The sequence below is a fragment of the Methylophaga sulfidovorans genome (genome assembly GCF_900114205.1).
GTDB classification, from domain to species: Bacteria; Pseudomonadota; Gammaproteobacteria; order Nitrosococcales; family Methylophagaceae; genus Methylophaga; species Methylophaga sulfidovorans.
On sequence record NZ_FOSH01000004.1, the window covers coordinates 48985 to 62875 of the forward strand.

A 13891-nucleotide genomic window follows, 5' to 3' on the forward strand; every position below is an offset into this window, starting at 1 on the left:
TTCCTCTTAATATCTTCTATATCAGTTATACCGCAGCGGCACCTGCAACAATCTCGGAGATCTCTTGCGTAATCGCAGCTTGTCGAGCTTTGTTGTAAACCAATTGCAAGTCATCAATAAGATCACCTGCATTGTCGCTCGCATTTTTCATTGCGATCATTCGAGACGCTTGCTCACAGGCAATATTCTCGACAACACCTTGGTAAACTAATGATTCGATGTAACGAACGAGCAGGTCGTCAAGTACATCTTTTGCATCAGGTTCGTAAATGTAATCCCAGTGATGGGAAAGCTCTTCGCTCGGCTTCTCAGGCTTGGCCGGTAACAACCGTACAATTTTGTTTTCCTGAGTCATGGTATTCACGAACTCATTGTAAACAAAATATAGGCTGTCAATCTGACCTTCGTTGTAAGCATCCAGCATAACCTTAACAGTACCAATCAAGTCATGCACTTGTGGCGCATCACCTAATTGCACTTTCTGACTGACAAGGTTGACGGGCAATCTTTTTAAGAAAGTCGATGCTTTCTGTCCAATAGCACAGACATCCACTTCCAGACCTGCATCTGATTTTGCTTTAATATCTTTCAAAACCGTTTTAAACAGGTTGTTATTAAGACCGCCACAAAGTCCACGATCAGACGAGACGATAATGTAACCAACACGTTTCGTTTCTTCACGATCCTGTAAGTACGGATGTTTGTACTCAGGATGTGCAAACGCTAAATGCTGAATAACGTTGTAAATCTTGTCTGCATAGGGACGTGTCGCTGCCATGCGATCTTGAGCCTTACGCATTTTACTCGCAGCAACCATCTCCATCGCAGAGGTAATTTTCTGCGTATTTTTGATGCTGCCAATTTGAGTCCGTATCTCTTTACCGCTAGCCATGACTTATGCTCCGATTACCAGCTACCAGTTTTTTTAAAGCTCTCAATTGCAGTTTTCATTTGCGCTGCAATATCGTCATTAAAGTTACCGGTTTCGTTAATAGTTGCCATCAAGTCAGCTTGGTTTGAATGCATATTCGCTAATAAAGCAGCTTCAAAATCGCCTACTTTATTGACTTCAACGTCATCCAGGAAACCTTCGTTAGCTGCGAACAGCGAAACCGCCATTTCAGCTACTGACAGAGGTTGATATTGTTTCTGTTTCATCAGTTCAGTAACACGTTGACCACGGTTAATCTGTGCACGTGTTGCTTCATCAAGGTCAGATGCGAACTGAGCAAACGCTGCCAATTCACGGTACTGAGCCAAGTCAAGACGAATACCACCGCCCAGTTTCTTGATGATTTTAGTTTGTGCCGCACCACCTACACGAGATACCGACAGACCCGCGTTGATCGCAGGACGGATACCTGAGTTGAACAAGTCAGTTTCAAGGAAGATCTGACCGTCAGTGATCGAAATAACGTTAGTCGGTACGAACGCAGATACGTCACCGGCTTGTGTTTCGATGATAGGCAGAGCTGTTAATGAACCTGTTTTACCTGTCACTGCACCGTTAGTTTCTTTTTCAACGTAGTCTGCGTTAACACGAGCAGCACGTTCTAACAGGCGTGAGTGAAGGTAGAAAACGTCACCAGGATAAGCTTCACGACCAGGTGGACGACGTAACAACAGAGATACCTGACGGTATGCCCATGCTTGTTTAGTTAAGTCATCATAAATGATCAGAGCATCTTCACCTTTATCACGGAAGTACTCACCCATCGAACAACCTGCATAAGGTGCAATAAATTGCAGAGCAGCAGAGTCTGATGCAGAAGCAGCAACGATAATAGTGTGGGCCAGCGCACCATGTTCTTCTAATTTACGAACAACGTTAGCAATTGAAGAGGCTTTTTGACCGATAGCCACATAGATACATTTAACACCTGTACCCTTTTGGTTAATGATGGTGTCGATAGCAATCGCTGTTTTACCCGTTTGACGGTCACCGATGATCAGCTCACGCTGGCCACGACCGACTGGGATCATAGAGTCAACTGATTTCAAACCAGTTTGGATAGGTTGATCAACCGATTGACGAGCGATAACGCCAGGTGCCACTTTCTCAATTGGAGAAGAGCTTTCTGAGTTAATATCGCCTTTACCATCAATAGGCTTACCTAATGAGTCAACAACACGACCTAACAGTGCTTCGCCTGTTGGCACTTCAAGAATACGACCAGTACATTTAACTTTGTCGCCTTCAGAAATGTGTTGGTAAGCACCAAGAATAACGGCACCTACTGAGTCACGCTCAAGGTTAAGGGCCATACCAAACGTGTTTCCTGGGAATTCAAGCATTTCCCCTGACATCACATCTGCTAAGCCATGAATACGAACGATACCGTCGGTAACACCGACTACGGTACCTTCTGTACGCGCTTCAGTGGCCCCTTCAAAGCTTTCGATACGCTTTTTGATCAGGTCACTGATTTCTGCTGAATTCAGTTGCATCTCTGTTTCCTCTATAAACGGGCCGCTTAGTTAATAGCGTTGGCCAGTCTGTTCAGTTTACCCACGGCAGAACCGTCGATTACCATATCGCCTGCTCGAATAATCGCACCACCAAGTAAGCTTTCATCAATGGTCGTATTTAATGTAATGTCACGGCCCAGACGCGCTTTTAGAGCGGCAGAAATTTTTGCTGCCTGCTCTTCAGTCAAAGGTCGTGCTGAAATTACATCAGCGGTCATTAATTTTTCAGCTTCTTCGCGTAATGCTTCGAAGAGAACGGTAATATCTGTTAATAACAACAGACGGTTGTTTTCTGCCAACAACAACAGAAAGTTGCGTGCATCGGCTGTCATTGCATCGCCAGCAATCTCTGCCAACAAATCAACAGCCTGCTCGTCACTTACTGCAGGGCTAGTGATAATGGATTGCATTTCTGGTTCTAGAACACTTCGTGCTAAAACCGCAAGCAGGTCAGACCACGCCTTCAACTCGCCTTTGTCCTGCGCGATAGAAAATACCGCGTTGGCATAGGGACGAGCGATGGTTATTGCTTCTGCCATCCTAACATTCCTCTAGATTTGGCTAACCAATTCGTCAAGCAAATCGGTATGAGCCTTTTCATCAATTTCACGGCCGACAATCTTACTGGCGCCAGCCAGTGCAATACTGCCAACTTGTAATTTCAACTCGTCACGAGCGCGGTTTGCTTCCTGATCAATCTCTGCTTTCGCAGCTGTCAGGATTCGCTCACCTTCAACACGGGCATTGTCTTTTGACTCGTCCACAATTTGATTACCACGTTTAGTTGCCTGAGCTACGATTTCATTCGCTTGCTCTTTCGCTTCGTGAATCACTTGCTGTGCACGTTTTTCAGCCAGTTCTTGTTCGTGTCTGCCTCGTTCTGCAGCTGCCAGACCATCTGCAATTTTCTTTTTACGCTCATCAAGCGCTTGCATGATAGGTGGCCATACATATTTCATGCAGAAGCCGATAAACAGCAAGAATGCAATTGCTTGGCCTATCAAGGTTGCATTGATATTCATGCCTGTACCTCTTTAATTTTCGCTAATATGGTTTGGATTATATTTCCGGTTAAGCAGCCACAGCGAACAGAATGTACATAGCCAGACCAACAGCAATCATCGGTACCGCATCAACCAGACCCATAACGATAAAGAACTGTGTACGTAACATAGGAATCAATTCAGGTTGACGGGCTGCACCTTCTAAAAAACGACCGCCTAAGATACCGATACCAACTGCAGCACCTAAAGCACCTAACCCCATCATTAGGGCTCCAGCTATAAACAATAAAGCTTGTTCCATTTTTTTCTCCTAAAGACTCAATGAAATTATTGAATTAACAACACAAAAACTAGTGATTTTCTTGATGTGCCATATCTAAATAAACAATCGTCAGCGTCATGAAAATAAACGCTTGCAATGTGATAATTAGAATATGGAAAATTGCCCAACCTATTTGCAATACACCGCCAAACGAACCAAGCAATAAGCCAGCGCCATACATGATAGCGATCAGGATAAAGATCATTTCGCCAGCATACATATTGCCAAATAGTCGCAGGGATAAAGAAATTGGCTTAGAAATTAATGTCACACCTTCTAAAAACAGATTGATTGGGAACATCCATTTTGGGAATGGGTGAAAGGCCAACTCACCAAAAAATCCACCAAGACCTTTCACTTTAATACTGTAGTAAATAACCATAGCGAAAACGACAAAAGCCATTCCGAATGTGGCGTTAGGGTCTGTTGAAGGTACAACTTTAAAGAACACATGGTGAGGGTCAGCACCGAAAGCGGTCGAACCGACAAAACCAGCTAGCTGAGGAACCAGATCGATAGCAATTAAATCCATCAAGTTCATCAAAAATATCCAGACAAAAATTGTTAAGGCGAGGGGCGCAACAAGTGGATTTCTTCCACTGAACGAACCTCTTACACTTGTATCGATAAATTCGATTATCCACTCAGCAAAATTTTGTGTTGCTGTTGGTATACCCGCATTGGCTTTTTTGGCGACACCGCGAAAAAACCACATCATTAATACGCCAAGCAAGACAGATACACCTATCGTATCTACATTAATTGCCCAGAAGCCCATATCTGATGCTTCTTGAGCGTTATGGGCAAAGCCCCAAGTACCATCCGGATGCTGACCATAAGTCAAATTTTGTAGATGATGTTTTATATATTCTGATGAAGTAATTTGTTCACTAGCCATGTCGGTTTCAAGCCCGGTTAGTATTTGTCATAAACAACACCAGTTGTGCAGCTATAAAACCCGCCATCACAGCGGGAACATTGAGTTTCAGCAAAAAAATGCCTACTACAAACATTATTCCCGTGTTCAGCCAGCGTTCAGCTACACATCTGTATGCTCTGATTAAATTTTTTTTGGCATCCGCTTTCGCGGTTTCTGCTGCTCGCAAGATATGCCAAATTAATAAAAGGGTATTCATGATAGCTATTAAGCAGCCAAAACCAACTGCCAGCCCAATGTCATACCCTACGCAAATAGTAATAAGAACTATAGCTAACAAACATACTGATACTTGCATCCACAGCATTTTCTTCAGTGGTTGCAATCTTGTTAACTCATCCATTCTTCTCACTTGGATTGCACTTGCCCATAAGCAAACTACGGCATTATATAGACGTATACTTGACTGGGTCAACGACAAATATCGACTTAATCGACATCCCTACAGACGGTGCATAAGCTGCGTAATCTTTATTGACTCACTTAGTTATCAACTCAGATCACTCGCTATCCTCGCTATACTGTAACTTGTGCTTATTAGTACATTGGTTTTTACGCCACTTCTTGAGTGACTGAGCTCGGCAAGTCCAGACCTTTCGGCGATAATTTAAATTTTTCACAATGGGCCAGATAAAGTTTTTTCAGCTCATCCTCACCCATCAGGTTACCAGCCTCATCACGATAACTGATATTTCCGGCTACCGGTTCACCCTGCCATCTTTTTTCTATGGCTGTACGTTCACTCTGTGTTTTAAACCAAGCTATAAATTCGTTGGCTTTGGCTAATAAACGATAACTTGATGCCCAGGCATTAACCGCCATCGTATAGTAATACGGCTGTGGAGCGATATTGCCAGGAATAATTTCAATCTTGTTGTACCAGGGGCTGGCCGGGTTTTTACTTGCCCAGTGATAGATGGGAAGATCCACACCAAACGCATCTACAACACCATCAGCAAGGCAATGATGTATTCTGGACTGATCTGAGTAAGCAATTAAATTCTCCAACACCACCTTTCCGTCAGGTTTATTTTCGTTGCTACTCCAACGTATCCCTCTTTGTTCCAATAAATCTAACGCGGCCGGATCATTAATAATGCCCAGTACTTTACCGCCTAGATCATTAATACCTTTGATTCTGTTATCGCCTTTACGTCTTGCTAATACCCAGTGAAGATAAGTATAAGCTTCTGAATAAGCGACATTGTCATACTCGGCCGATGGAGGCAATGCACTAATAACGATATCTGCCAGTGGTTCACCAAATTTCTTTCCTGCTGTGAGTAATTCGGTACACATATCCCAAGGGGCTTCAATAAATTCGCACTCAACCCCGAGATATCTGGCAAACGCCTTAGCATAATCAATATCTAGCCCTTCAAGTGGTTCACCCAATTTCTCTCGAAACGATAAACCAACAAAATTGGGCTCAACAGCGACGCGTAATTTTCCACGAGTCAAAATATCATCTAGTTGATCATGAGCTGCATCTGGAACCAGATACATTTTTTTTAAGGTAGTATCAAAAGCCCCTATGGCTTTATCAATATTAGTGTTCTGAATATCGATCTTATCTAAACCAGAACTCATCTCTTCCACCACATCATTAATGATGCGGTTCTTTCCTTTTATACGCTCCATAGATCCGGAACTTAAATCCAGCGTTTCAAAGATGACGGCAGTGTTGTTCATGACAAGACGCAATTGATCACTGATTGATTGAAATAGCTGTGTCAATTGTGCTGTAGCCGCTTGTATCACCTCGACGAAGTTGTCCAGACGTTGTTTATTGGTTTGGCTGATATTTTGTAATTCATCGTTGACTTGTGTGAAATCGAGCTGCTTAGCTGCTTGCTGGGCCTGCTCCATTGTCACAGAAGCCAGTCGCCTTACTTCATCGGCCACCACTGCAAAACCTCTTCCATGATCTCCAGCTCTGGCAGCTTCAATTGCCGCATTTAATGCCAGCAAATTAACGCCTTTTCCGATTTCTAAAATACCGTCCAGCACATCTGTAACATTATGAGATTTTTCGGCAAGCGTCTGGCTGATCTGTTCCATCGCTTCACCAACCGAGGTATTTACCTCATTCACTTCAACATCAATTTGTGCCTGTAGAGCACCTACTGTTGAATTTGAGCTGTTTAGATAATCATTTGCCATATTCAATTCAGCATCAAGCTTGCTTGTTCGCTGACTGATTTCGGATAAAAAGTTTTCTTGCACTTCCAAAGCACGAAAAATCTGGCGTGATAATTGTGATGTTTGAGAACTGACTAACTGTAAAGCTCGGTAAAACCGTTTTTCGTCCTCACTAAAAGCAAGCTCTTCAACAGGCACTTCCGTCAATTCTGTATTTTCCTGAGGCTCTTTAGGAGTGGGATTGCTAAGAATTCTTCTTAATAAACTCATTGGCTAATATTCCAAATACAACATACGTGTATTTGGCTTATGCAATAGCCAGTCCAATCCCTGTTTATATTTTCCAAACTAAAAAATAGTTAATAACAATCCATTAAACCAGAAGAATGTAATTACTCACTTACAGAAAATACTATATGAGATAGGGCTATTTATGTATAAGTCTTTTATGAGGGTGAAAAAGTATTTAATAAAATTTATTGCTCATCGACAATGATTAACGCACCACTCGAATGCACCGTTCCACTTTTTGTGCATTCATTCAGCAAACTCAGAAAATAAAGCCGTTATGCACCAATTTGTTTCATCAGATTTTTTAACTCATCAATGTTCGCATAATCGAAAACCAGCTTACCTTTGCCATTCGCTCTGTGTTTAATGCTGATTCCCTTACCTAGTCGATTAGCAATTCGCTTTTCTAACTCTTCGATATCTGCTTGTGCGGCAACAGGCTCAGCTTTTTTGTCTGGTGTAGGTTTTAGAATTCGTCTTATCAGCTGTTCCGTTTCTCTGACAGACAGTACCTTTTCCACAATTTGCTTAGCGGCATCAGATTGAACACTGCCTTCGAGCCCCAGCAAGGCACGGGCATGGCCCATCTCGATATCACCATTTTCCAGCATACGTTTTACATCATCATTCAGATTACGTAATCGCAATAAATTAGTCACTGTCGCACGAGACTTGCCAACCGCTTCAGCTGCCTGCTGATGCGTCATTTCAAACTCTTCACGCAAGCGGAATAAAGCATTTGCTTCTTCCATCGGGTTGAGGTTTTCACGCTGAATATTTTCAATCAATGCCATAGCAATGGCACTTCTGTCAGACACATCCCGAATCAACACGGGTACTTCCACTAAACCCGCCATTCTGGATGCCCGCCAGCGACGTTCACCGGCTACGATTTCGTACTTACCCTCACCGACAGGGCGAACAATGATAGGTTGAACCAGGCCCTGAGCCCGAATTGAATCAGCCAGCTCTTCCAGAGACTCTTGTGACATATCAACACGTGGCTGATATTTGCCAGGCTGAATCATATCAAGAGGAAAGTGCTGCAAACTGTCATCTAGATTTGCACTTTCTTCCTGATGAACATCTGCAAGTAAGGCATCTAGCCCTCGACCTAAACCTCTTTTTTTACTCATTCTCTATCAACCTTGTCATTTAGCACTTTGCTTTTGTCGTCGCATAAATTCACTGGCCAGTGCCATGTAAGCAATCGACCCTCTTGAAGCCCGGTCATAATTCAGTACAGGTAATCCATAACTCGGCGCTTCAGCTAACCTGACGTTTCTTGGAATAATCGAGTGAAAAACCTTTGCATCAAAATGGCTAATCAATTGTCGAGAAACCTCATTCGCAAGATTATTCCGAGCATCAAACATGGTTCTTAATAATCCGGTGACATCCAGATTAGGGTTGGCTCGCTGTTTTACCCGTTCAATCGTCCGTAGCAGTGACGATAAACCTTCGAGTGCATAGTATTCGCATTGAATGGGTATCAAAACACCCTGTGCTGCAACTAATGCATTGACGGTAAGCATACTCAAAGAAGGCGGACAGTCAATCAGAATGTAGTCATACTTCTCACGCGTCGACTCCAGTGCGAGACGTAAACGATGCTCTCGCAGTTTGATCTCTAGTAACTCAACTTCAGCAGCAGTTAAATCAGAGTTGGTGGGCATCACATCAAAACTAATCTCATCGGGTCGGATGATGGCATCAACTGCACGCGCCTCAGCCATGATCACTTCATAACTGCTATTTTCTAACTGATTTTTATCCAGTCCACAGCCTGTTGTAGCATTTCCCTGCGGGTCAAGATCGATGAGCAACACTTTTTTACCGTAGTCGGCCAGTGACGCTGCCAGATTAACTGTCGTGGTCGTTTTACCAACTCCCCCTTTCTGGTTGGTCACCGCAAAGATATCACCCATACTTAGTCTTAATCCTTGATAAGTCTTACTAAATGTCTTTCACCATCACACTCAGGCACGTTTAAAGATATAACATCGTGCAAATGAAAGTCTGTAGATTCAAATGCTAATTCGTCTTCTGGGTAAGTGCCTTTCATCAGCACTAATCTACCGCCATCTTCACAATGATGACCGGCAAGCTGAATGATGTCATCAATACTGGCAAATGCCCGAGCCGTGATAATAGCAAATTTAGGTAAAGATACCTGTTCTACACGCCCATGCACAACCGTAAGATTATCTAAGGCTAGTTCTGCTTTGACTTGTTGTAAAAAACGCGTTTTTTTAGAGTTGCTATCGAGTAATGTTACTCGTGTTTGCGGCTGACAAATGGCAACGGGTACACCAGGTAAGCCTCCTCCAGTGCCCACATCTAATAATGATGTTGATGTGATATAAGGCAATACCGAGAGACTATCAATAATGTGACGAGCCATCATTTGCTCAGGATCACGAACGGATGTCAGGTTATACACCTTATTCCACTTATGTAATAACATCACATAAGAGATAAGTTTCTGGCATTGTTCGTCTGATAACGTTAGTTCTAGTAACTCACACCCACGTTTTAACTGGTTTAATAAACTCTGTTCCGGCATTAACTCGCTTCGCTCATTCCGCTACGTTTTAAATGCACTAATAATAATGAGACTGCTGCAGGCGTCACACCAGAAATTCGTGCAGCCTGGCCTAAATTTCCCGGCCTTGCCTGTTCTAGTTTCTCACGAACTTCATTAGACAAACCACGAACGTTTTTATAGTCCATATCCAGCGGCAATTCTGTGTTCTCATGGCGTTGCAGGCGTTCAATTTCATTTTGCTGACGATCAATATAACCAGAATATTTGGCCTGAATCACCACCTGTTCAGCCACATCATCGGCAATATCCTGCTCCTCACCCATCAAATCAAGCAGTCCTGCATAATCAACTTTCGGACGACGGAGTAATTCTTTTGCTGAAGCCACTTTATTGAGTTTCTCACCCAAGACGTGTTCCGCTTTTTCTTGATCCAGTTTTTCCGGCACAAATTTGTAACTGTCCAGACGGGCATTTTCTTTTGCCACAGCATCCTGTTTTTTATTAAATACTGCCCAGCGCTCATCATCCACCAGGCCTAATTGACGGCCAATAGGTGTCAGGCGGATATCGGCATTATCTTCACGCAACATCAGGCGATACTCAGCACGGCTGGTAAACATGCGATAGGGCTCGCGAGTACCTGATGTAATCAAATCATCAATCAGTACGCCCATATAAGCTTCATCACGACGTGGGTACCATTGTTCTTCACCACGCGCCTGTAGTCCCGCATTAAGGCCTGCAATCAAACCTTGTGCCGCGGCTTCTTCATACCCTGTCGTACCATTAATTTGGCCAGCAAAGAATAATCCGGCCATATGTTTGGTTTCTAACCAGGGCTGCAAATCACGTGGATCGAAAAAGTCATATTCGATCGCATATCCCGGTCTTGTGATGTGAGCATTTTCCAAGCCTTTCATGGAACGCACAATTTCATACTGCACATCAAATGGCAGGCTTGTGGATATGCCATTGGGATAGACTTCACCACACTCCAGACCTTCAGGCTCCAGGAAAATCTGGTGTGATTGACGATCGGCAAAACGCACGACTTTATCTTCTATAGATGGGCAGTAACGCGGACCAATACCTTCAATCTCGCCGCTATACATAGGCGAGCGATCCAGATTATTTCTAATCACATCATGGGTACGTTCGTTGGTGTGCGTGATAAAACAAGAGATTTGTCGAGGATGATGCTCAGCTTTACCTAAGAAAGAAAAAACCGGCGTTGGTGTGTCGCCTGGTTGTTCGGTCAGTTCTGAGAAATTAATACTGTTGATATCAATACGTGGTGGTGTGCCTGTTTTTAAACGATCTACCCGAAATGGCAATGCACGCAGGCGTTGAGATAGAGCAATTGAAGCAGGGTCACCGGCACGACCACCTTGATGATTTTGTAAACCAATATGAATTAAACCACCCAGGAAAGTCCCTACAGTTAATACAACAGCTTTGGCTGAGAAGCGCAAACCGGCTTGTGTCACCACACCAACAACGCGATCATTTTCTACCACCAGATCATCGACGGGTTGCTGGAATATATAGAGGTTAGGTTGATTTTCCAGGTAAGCACGCACGGCCGCTTTATAGCGAATACGATCGGCTTGAGCACGTGTTGCTCTTACTGCAGGTCCTTTGCTGGAGTTCAATGTACGAAACTGAATACCCGCTCTATCAGCGGCTTTTGCCATAATCCCACCCATGGCATCAATTTCTTTTACCAGATGACCTTTACCAATGCCACCGATTGCAGGATTACAACTCATTTGTCCCAGTGTTTCGATGTTTTGTGTCAATAATAGTGTCTTCACGCCTTGACGTGCAGACGCTAACGCCGCCTCAGTTCCGGCATGACCACCGCCAACAATGATGACCTCGTAATGATCCTGGAAACTCATATCACACCAACAATCTAAAAAATAAAGAGGATAATTTTAACATGCTGTTAATAATGTTTGCCTATAATTCAAACGTTTATCTTACAAACCACTGAGGACATTATGGAAAAAAACCGTGGCATTAAGCGCTTACTCTTCGCTCTGGTCTACTCATGGCAAGGTCTGATCGCAGCCTTGAAACACGAAGAAGCCTTTCGTCAGGAGTTTTTTGCGTTTGTTTTATTAACCGCTGTCAGCTTTTATCTAGACGTCACAGCGGTCGAACGGCTACTAATGATTTCCAGTATTGTGTTAGTGATGATCGTTGAAGTACTAAACTCGGCCATTGAGACCGTTGTTGATCGCGTCAGCACAGACAAACACAAATTATCTGGCCGAGCTAAAGACTATGGTTCTTTTGCTGTATTAATGACCATTTTAATTGCTACGGCCACATGGCTGACTATTTTGCTTTAGCATCTACTTTATAAGATATGACCATTAATACGGCACCAAACACAATCATCGGTAAACAAAGAATTTGGCCCATTGTTAACCAATCAAATGCTAAATAGCCATACTGAGCATCAGGAATACGAACAAACTCGATGATGAAGCGGAAAACCCCATAACCTAATAAGAATAAGCCAGAAACAGCCGCTTTTGGTCTTGGTTTTGAGGAAAACCACCATAAGATGATAAATAACAAGACACCCTCTAATGCTGCTTCATAAAGCTGTGAAGGGTGTCTTGGTAATGGTCCGGCACCGGGAAAGACCATAGCCCATGGCACATCACTTACTTTTCCCCATAACTCACCATTAATAAAGTTACCAATACGGCCAAACATCAAACCGATAGGTACCATCGGTGCAATAAAGTCACTGATTTCAAAAAAAGATTTGCCTGTTTTTCTACCAAACCACCAAAAGGCCGTCAGCACACCCAGTAAACCGCCATGGAAAGACATACCACCCTGCCAGATTTTGAACAGATTCAGCGGGTTTTCCAGATTGGTCTGCAAATCATAAAAAATGGCGTAACCAAGACGACCGCCAATAATGACACCAACCGCACCATAAAAAAGTAAGTCTTCTAATTGTTGTCGGGTCCAGTCTGTTCTGTTAACACGGTAAAGACCGAGCAACCAGACAAACAAAAAGCCAAACAAATACATCAAGCCATACCAATGAATATGAAGAGGGCCAATACTTAGGGCTATAGGATCAATTTGGGGATACGTCATCAGTGTCACTCTATATAAAGTATGGCAATCATACCAATTCAGTGCATATAACGCGAAAGATAAAATCATTCCTGCACCATTTTGGACGCAGCGTCAAATTTATCGCACCAATTTGATCACAATCCTCATATTCATACTGTCAGCATACCTTCTATATATTTGTTTTATATAAAATTTGTAAAGTTGGCACATATTCTGCTCTTGTTGTTGTAGTCTGAATACAAAGTGTTGCAAAAGACCAACGCATGGATTCAAAAAAGACTAATAAACATTTTAAAACCGAGGAGTAACACCATAATGAAATTACGTACAATTTCGGCTCTTACACTAGCAGCATCATCAATGTTTGCTGCATCATCAGCAATGGCTTGGGAAAGTGAAGACGGTCAGCATTCAGTTAGTGCATCAGTAGGCTTATTTAGCGATTACATCTTCCGTGGTATTTCGTTGACAGACGAAGACCCAGCCATTCAAGGTAGCTTTGACTACTCGCATTCTTCTGGTTTATATGCAGGTACATGGGCATCAAACATTTCAACTGGTGCAGACAACAGTATTGAAATTGATCTTTATGCTGGTTTTGCTAACGAATTCGGTGACTCAGGTGTAGGCTACGATGTATCTGTTTTACGTTACACATACCCTGGCACAAGCGGTTCTGATGGTGACTACACTGAATTTCTTGGTTCTTTGTCATATAGCTACTTCACAGCAATGATCGGATATACAAGTGATATTCCTGATGGAAGTGGTCATGATGTTGATGAAGTTTATTACAACTTAGCATTTGACTATGAACTACCATACGGTATCGGCTTTAATGCTGCTGTTGGTTATACTGATTCTGAACGTAATGATTTCTCAAACAAAACCCCAGGCACAAACTTAGCCGATAGCTATGTTGACTACACAATCGGTCTGAGTAAACCATTTGTAGGCTTAGATTGGTCAATAGCTTATGTTGGAACCAACAGTGACGGTAAAGATTTTGAAGCTGGTGAAGGAACATCTGACGATCGCTTCGTAGCTAGCGTTAGTACATCATTCTAAAC

At 43.0% G+C, this 13891-nt stretch carries 15 protein-coding genes; 2 read left to right on the forward strand and 13 right to left on the reverse strand.

All coding sequences use genetic code 11. The features are described 5' to 3' along the window. Positions 1-25: 25 nt before the first annotated feature. The 12 genes from atpG to mnmG all read right to left on the reverse strand — a co-directional run bounded on the left by atpG (position 26) and on the right by mnmG (position 11614). Positions 26-892, reverse strand: a complete 867-nt coding sequence (gene atpG / locus BM232_RS04030; protein WP_091711901.1) for a F0F1 ATP synthase subunit gamma — start codon at positions 890-892, stop codon at positions 26-28. Between the two features lie 14 nt (positions 893-906). Next, positions 907-2448: a F0F1 ATP synthase subunit alpha gene (gene atpA, locus BM232_RS04035; RefSeq protein WP_091711902.1), complete on the reverse strand. Its 1542-nt coding sequence runs from the start codon at positions 2446-2448 to the stop codon at positions 907-909. A gap of 26 nt (positions 2449-2474) precedes the next feature. Then, entirely contained in the window at positions 2475-3008 is a 534-nt protein-coding gene (locus BM232_RS04040; protein ID WP_091711903.1) for a F0F1 ATP synthase subunit delta, read from the reverse strand. Between the two features lie 12 nt (positions 3009-3020). Next, positions 3021-3491 carry a F0F1 ATP synthase subunit B gene (locus BM232_RS04045; protein WP_091711904.1) on the reverse strand — a complete coding sequence of 157 codons (471 nt, stop codon included), beginning with the start codon at positions 3489-3491 and terminating at the stop codon, positions 3021-3023. Between the two features lie 49 nt (positions 3492-3540). Beyond that, the gene (gene atpE, locus BM232_RS04050) at positions 3541-3774 is read right to left on the reverse strand and encodes a F0F1 ATP synthase subunit C (RefSeq protein WP_091711905.1); all 234 of its coding nucleotides are present in this window, start codon (positions 3772-3774) and stop codon (positions 3541-3543) included. A 49-nt stretch (positions 3775-3823) separates the two neighbouring features. Then, the gene (atpB, locus tag BM232_RS04055) at positions 3824-4693 is read right to left on the reverse strand and encodes a F0F1 ATP synthase subunit A (RefSeq protein WP_091711906.1); all 870 of its coding nucleotides are present in this window, start codon (positions 4691-4693) and stop codon (positions 3824-3826) included. A gap of 7 nt (positions 4694-4700) precedes the next feature. Next, complete coding sequence (locus tag BM232_RS04060) at positions 4701-5075, reverse strand: ATP synthase subunit I (protein WP_091711907.1); 375 nt, start codon at positions 5073-5075, stop codon at positions 4701-4703. 209 nt (positions 5076-5284) lie between these two features. Then, positions 5285-7144, reverse strand: a complete 1860-nt coding sequence (locus BM232_RS04065; protein WP_091711908.1) for a methyl-accepting chemotaxis protein — start codon at positions 7142-7144, stop codon at positions 5285-5287. A gap of 296 nt (positions 7145-7440) precedes the next feature. Next, positions 7441-8301: a ParB/RepB/Spo0J family partition protein gene (locus BM232_RS04070; protein WP_091711909.1), complete on the reverse strand. Its 861-nt coding sequence runs from the start codon at positions 8299-8301 to the stop codon at positions 7441-7443. Between the two features lie 15 nt (positions 8302-8316). Further along, complete coding sequence (locus BM232_RS04075) at positions 8317-9093, reverse strand: ParA family protein (RefSeq protein ID WP_091711910.1); 777 nt, start codon at positions 9091-9093, stop codon at positions 8317-8319. An 8-nt stretch (positions 9094-9101) separates the two neighbouring features. Beyond that, the gene (gene rsmG, locus BM232_RS04080; protein ID WP_091711911.1) at positions 9102-9731 is read right to left on the reverse strand and encodes a 16S rRNA (guanine(527)-N(7))-methyltransferase RsmG; all 630 of its coding nucleotides are present in this window, start codon (positions 9729-9731) and stop codon (positions 9102-9104) included. Beyond that, a complete protein-coding gene (gene mnmG, locus BM232_RS04085; protein ID WP_091711912.1) occupies positions 9731-11614 on the reverse strand; it encodes a tRNA uridine-5-carboxymethylaminomethyl(34) synthesis enzyme MnmG in 1884 nt (627 codons plus the stop codon). Before mnmG ends, rsmG begins: the two co-directional genes overlap by 1 nt. A 102-nt stretch (positions 11615-11716) precedes the next feature. Between mnmG and BM232_RS04090 the strand changes: the two genes are divergently transcribed. Beyond that, positions 11717-12070, forward strand: coding sequence for a diacylglycerol kinase (locus tag BM232_RS04090; protein WP_091711913.1), 354 nt, complete (start codon positions 11717-11719; stop codon positions 12068-12070). On the opposite strand, the gene lgt is transcribed toward BM232_RS04090, so the two are convergent. Then, positions 12057-12839, reverse strand: a complete 783-nt coding sequence (lgt, locus tag BM232_RS04095) for a prolipoprotein diacylglyceryl transferase (protein ID WP_091712073.1) — start codon at positions 12837-12839, stop codon at positions 12057-12059. The two genes, BM232_RS04090 and lgt, sit on opposite strands and share 14 nt — an antisense overlap. A gap of 297 nt (positions 12840-13136) precedes the next feature. Between lgt and BM232_RS04100 the strand changes: the two genes are divergently transcribed. After that, positions 13137-13889 (forward strand): TorF family putative porin, encoded by a 753-nt coding sequence (locus BM232_RS04100; RefSeq protein WP_091711914.1) that lies wholly within the window; start codon positions 13137-13139, stop codon positions 13887-13889. The last annotated feature ends 2 nt before the right edge of the window (positions 13890-13891 follow it).

What these genes read in the sequence shown, in the direction of transcription:
- atpG (WP_091711901.1), bottom strand. Translation starts at nt 892, where the DNA reads ATGGCTAGCGGTAAAGAGATACGGACTCAAATTGGCAGCATCAAAAAT.
- atpA (WP_091711902.1), bottom strand. Translation starts at nt 2,448, where the DNA reads ATGCAACTGAATTCAGCAGAAATCAGTGACCTGATCAAAAAGCGTATC.
- BM232_RS04040 (WP_091711903.1), bottom strand. Translation starts at nt 3,008, where the DNA reads ATGGCAGAAGCAATAACCATCGCTCGTCCCTATGCCAACGCGGTATTT.
- BM232_RS04045 (WP_091711904.1), bottom strand. Translation starts at nt 3,491, where the DNA reads ATGAATATCAATGCAACCTTGATAGGCCAAGCAATTGCATTCTTGCTG.
- atpE (WP_091711905.1), bottom strand. Translation starts at nt 3,774, where the DNA reads ATGGAACAAGCTTTATTGTTTATAGCTGGAGCCCTAATGATGGGGTTA.
- atpB (WP_091711906.1), bottom strand. Translation starts at nt 4,693, where the DNA reads ATGGCTAGTGAACAAATTACTTCATCAGAATATATAAAACATCATCTA.
- BM232_RS04060 (WP_091711907.1), bottom strand. Translation starts at nt 5,075, where the DNA reads ATGGATGAGTTAACAAGATTGCAACCACTGAAGAAAATGCTGTGGATG.
- BM232_RS04065 (WP_091711908.1), bottom strand. Translation starts at nt 7,144, where the DNA reads ATGAGTTTATTAAGAAGAATTCTTAGCAATCCCACTCCTAAAGAGCCT.
- BM232_RS04070 (WP_091711909.1), bottom strand. Translation starts at nt 8,301, where the DNA reads ATGAGTAAAAAAAGAGGTTTAGGTCGAGGGCTAGATGCCTTACTTGCA.
- BM232_RS04075 (WP_091711910.1), bottom strand. Translation starts at nt 9,093, where the DNA reads ATGGGTGATATCTTTGCGGTGACCAACCAGAAAGGGGGAGTTGGTAAA.
- rsmG (WP_091711911.1), bottom strand. Translation starts at nt 9,731, where the DNA reads ATGCCGGAACAGAGTTTATTAAACCAGTTAAAACGTGGGTGTGAGTTA.
- mnmG (WP_091711912.1), bottom strand. Translation starts at nt 11,614, where the DNA reads ATGAGTTTCCAGGATCATTACGAGGTCATCATTGTTGGCGGTGGTCAT.
- BM232_RS04090 (WP_091711913.1), top strand. Translation starts at nt 11,717, where the DNA reads ATGGAAAAAAACCGTGGCATTAAGCGCTTACTCTTCGCTCTGGTCTAC.
- lgt (WP_091712073.1), bottom strand. Translation starts at nt 12,839, where the DNA reads ATGACGTATCCCCAAATTGATCCTATAGCCCTAAGTATTGGCCCTCTT.
- BM232_RS04100 (WP_091711914.1), top strand. Translation starts at nt 13,137, where the DNA reads ATGAAATTACGTACAATTTCGGCTCTTACACTAGCAGCATCATCAATG.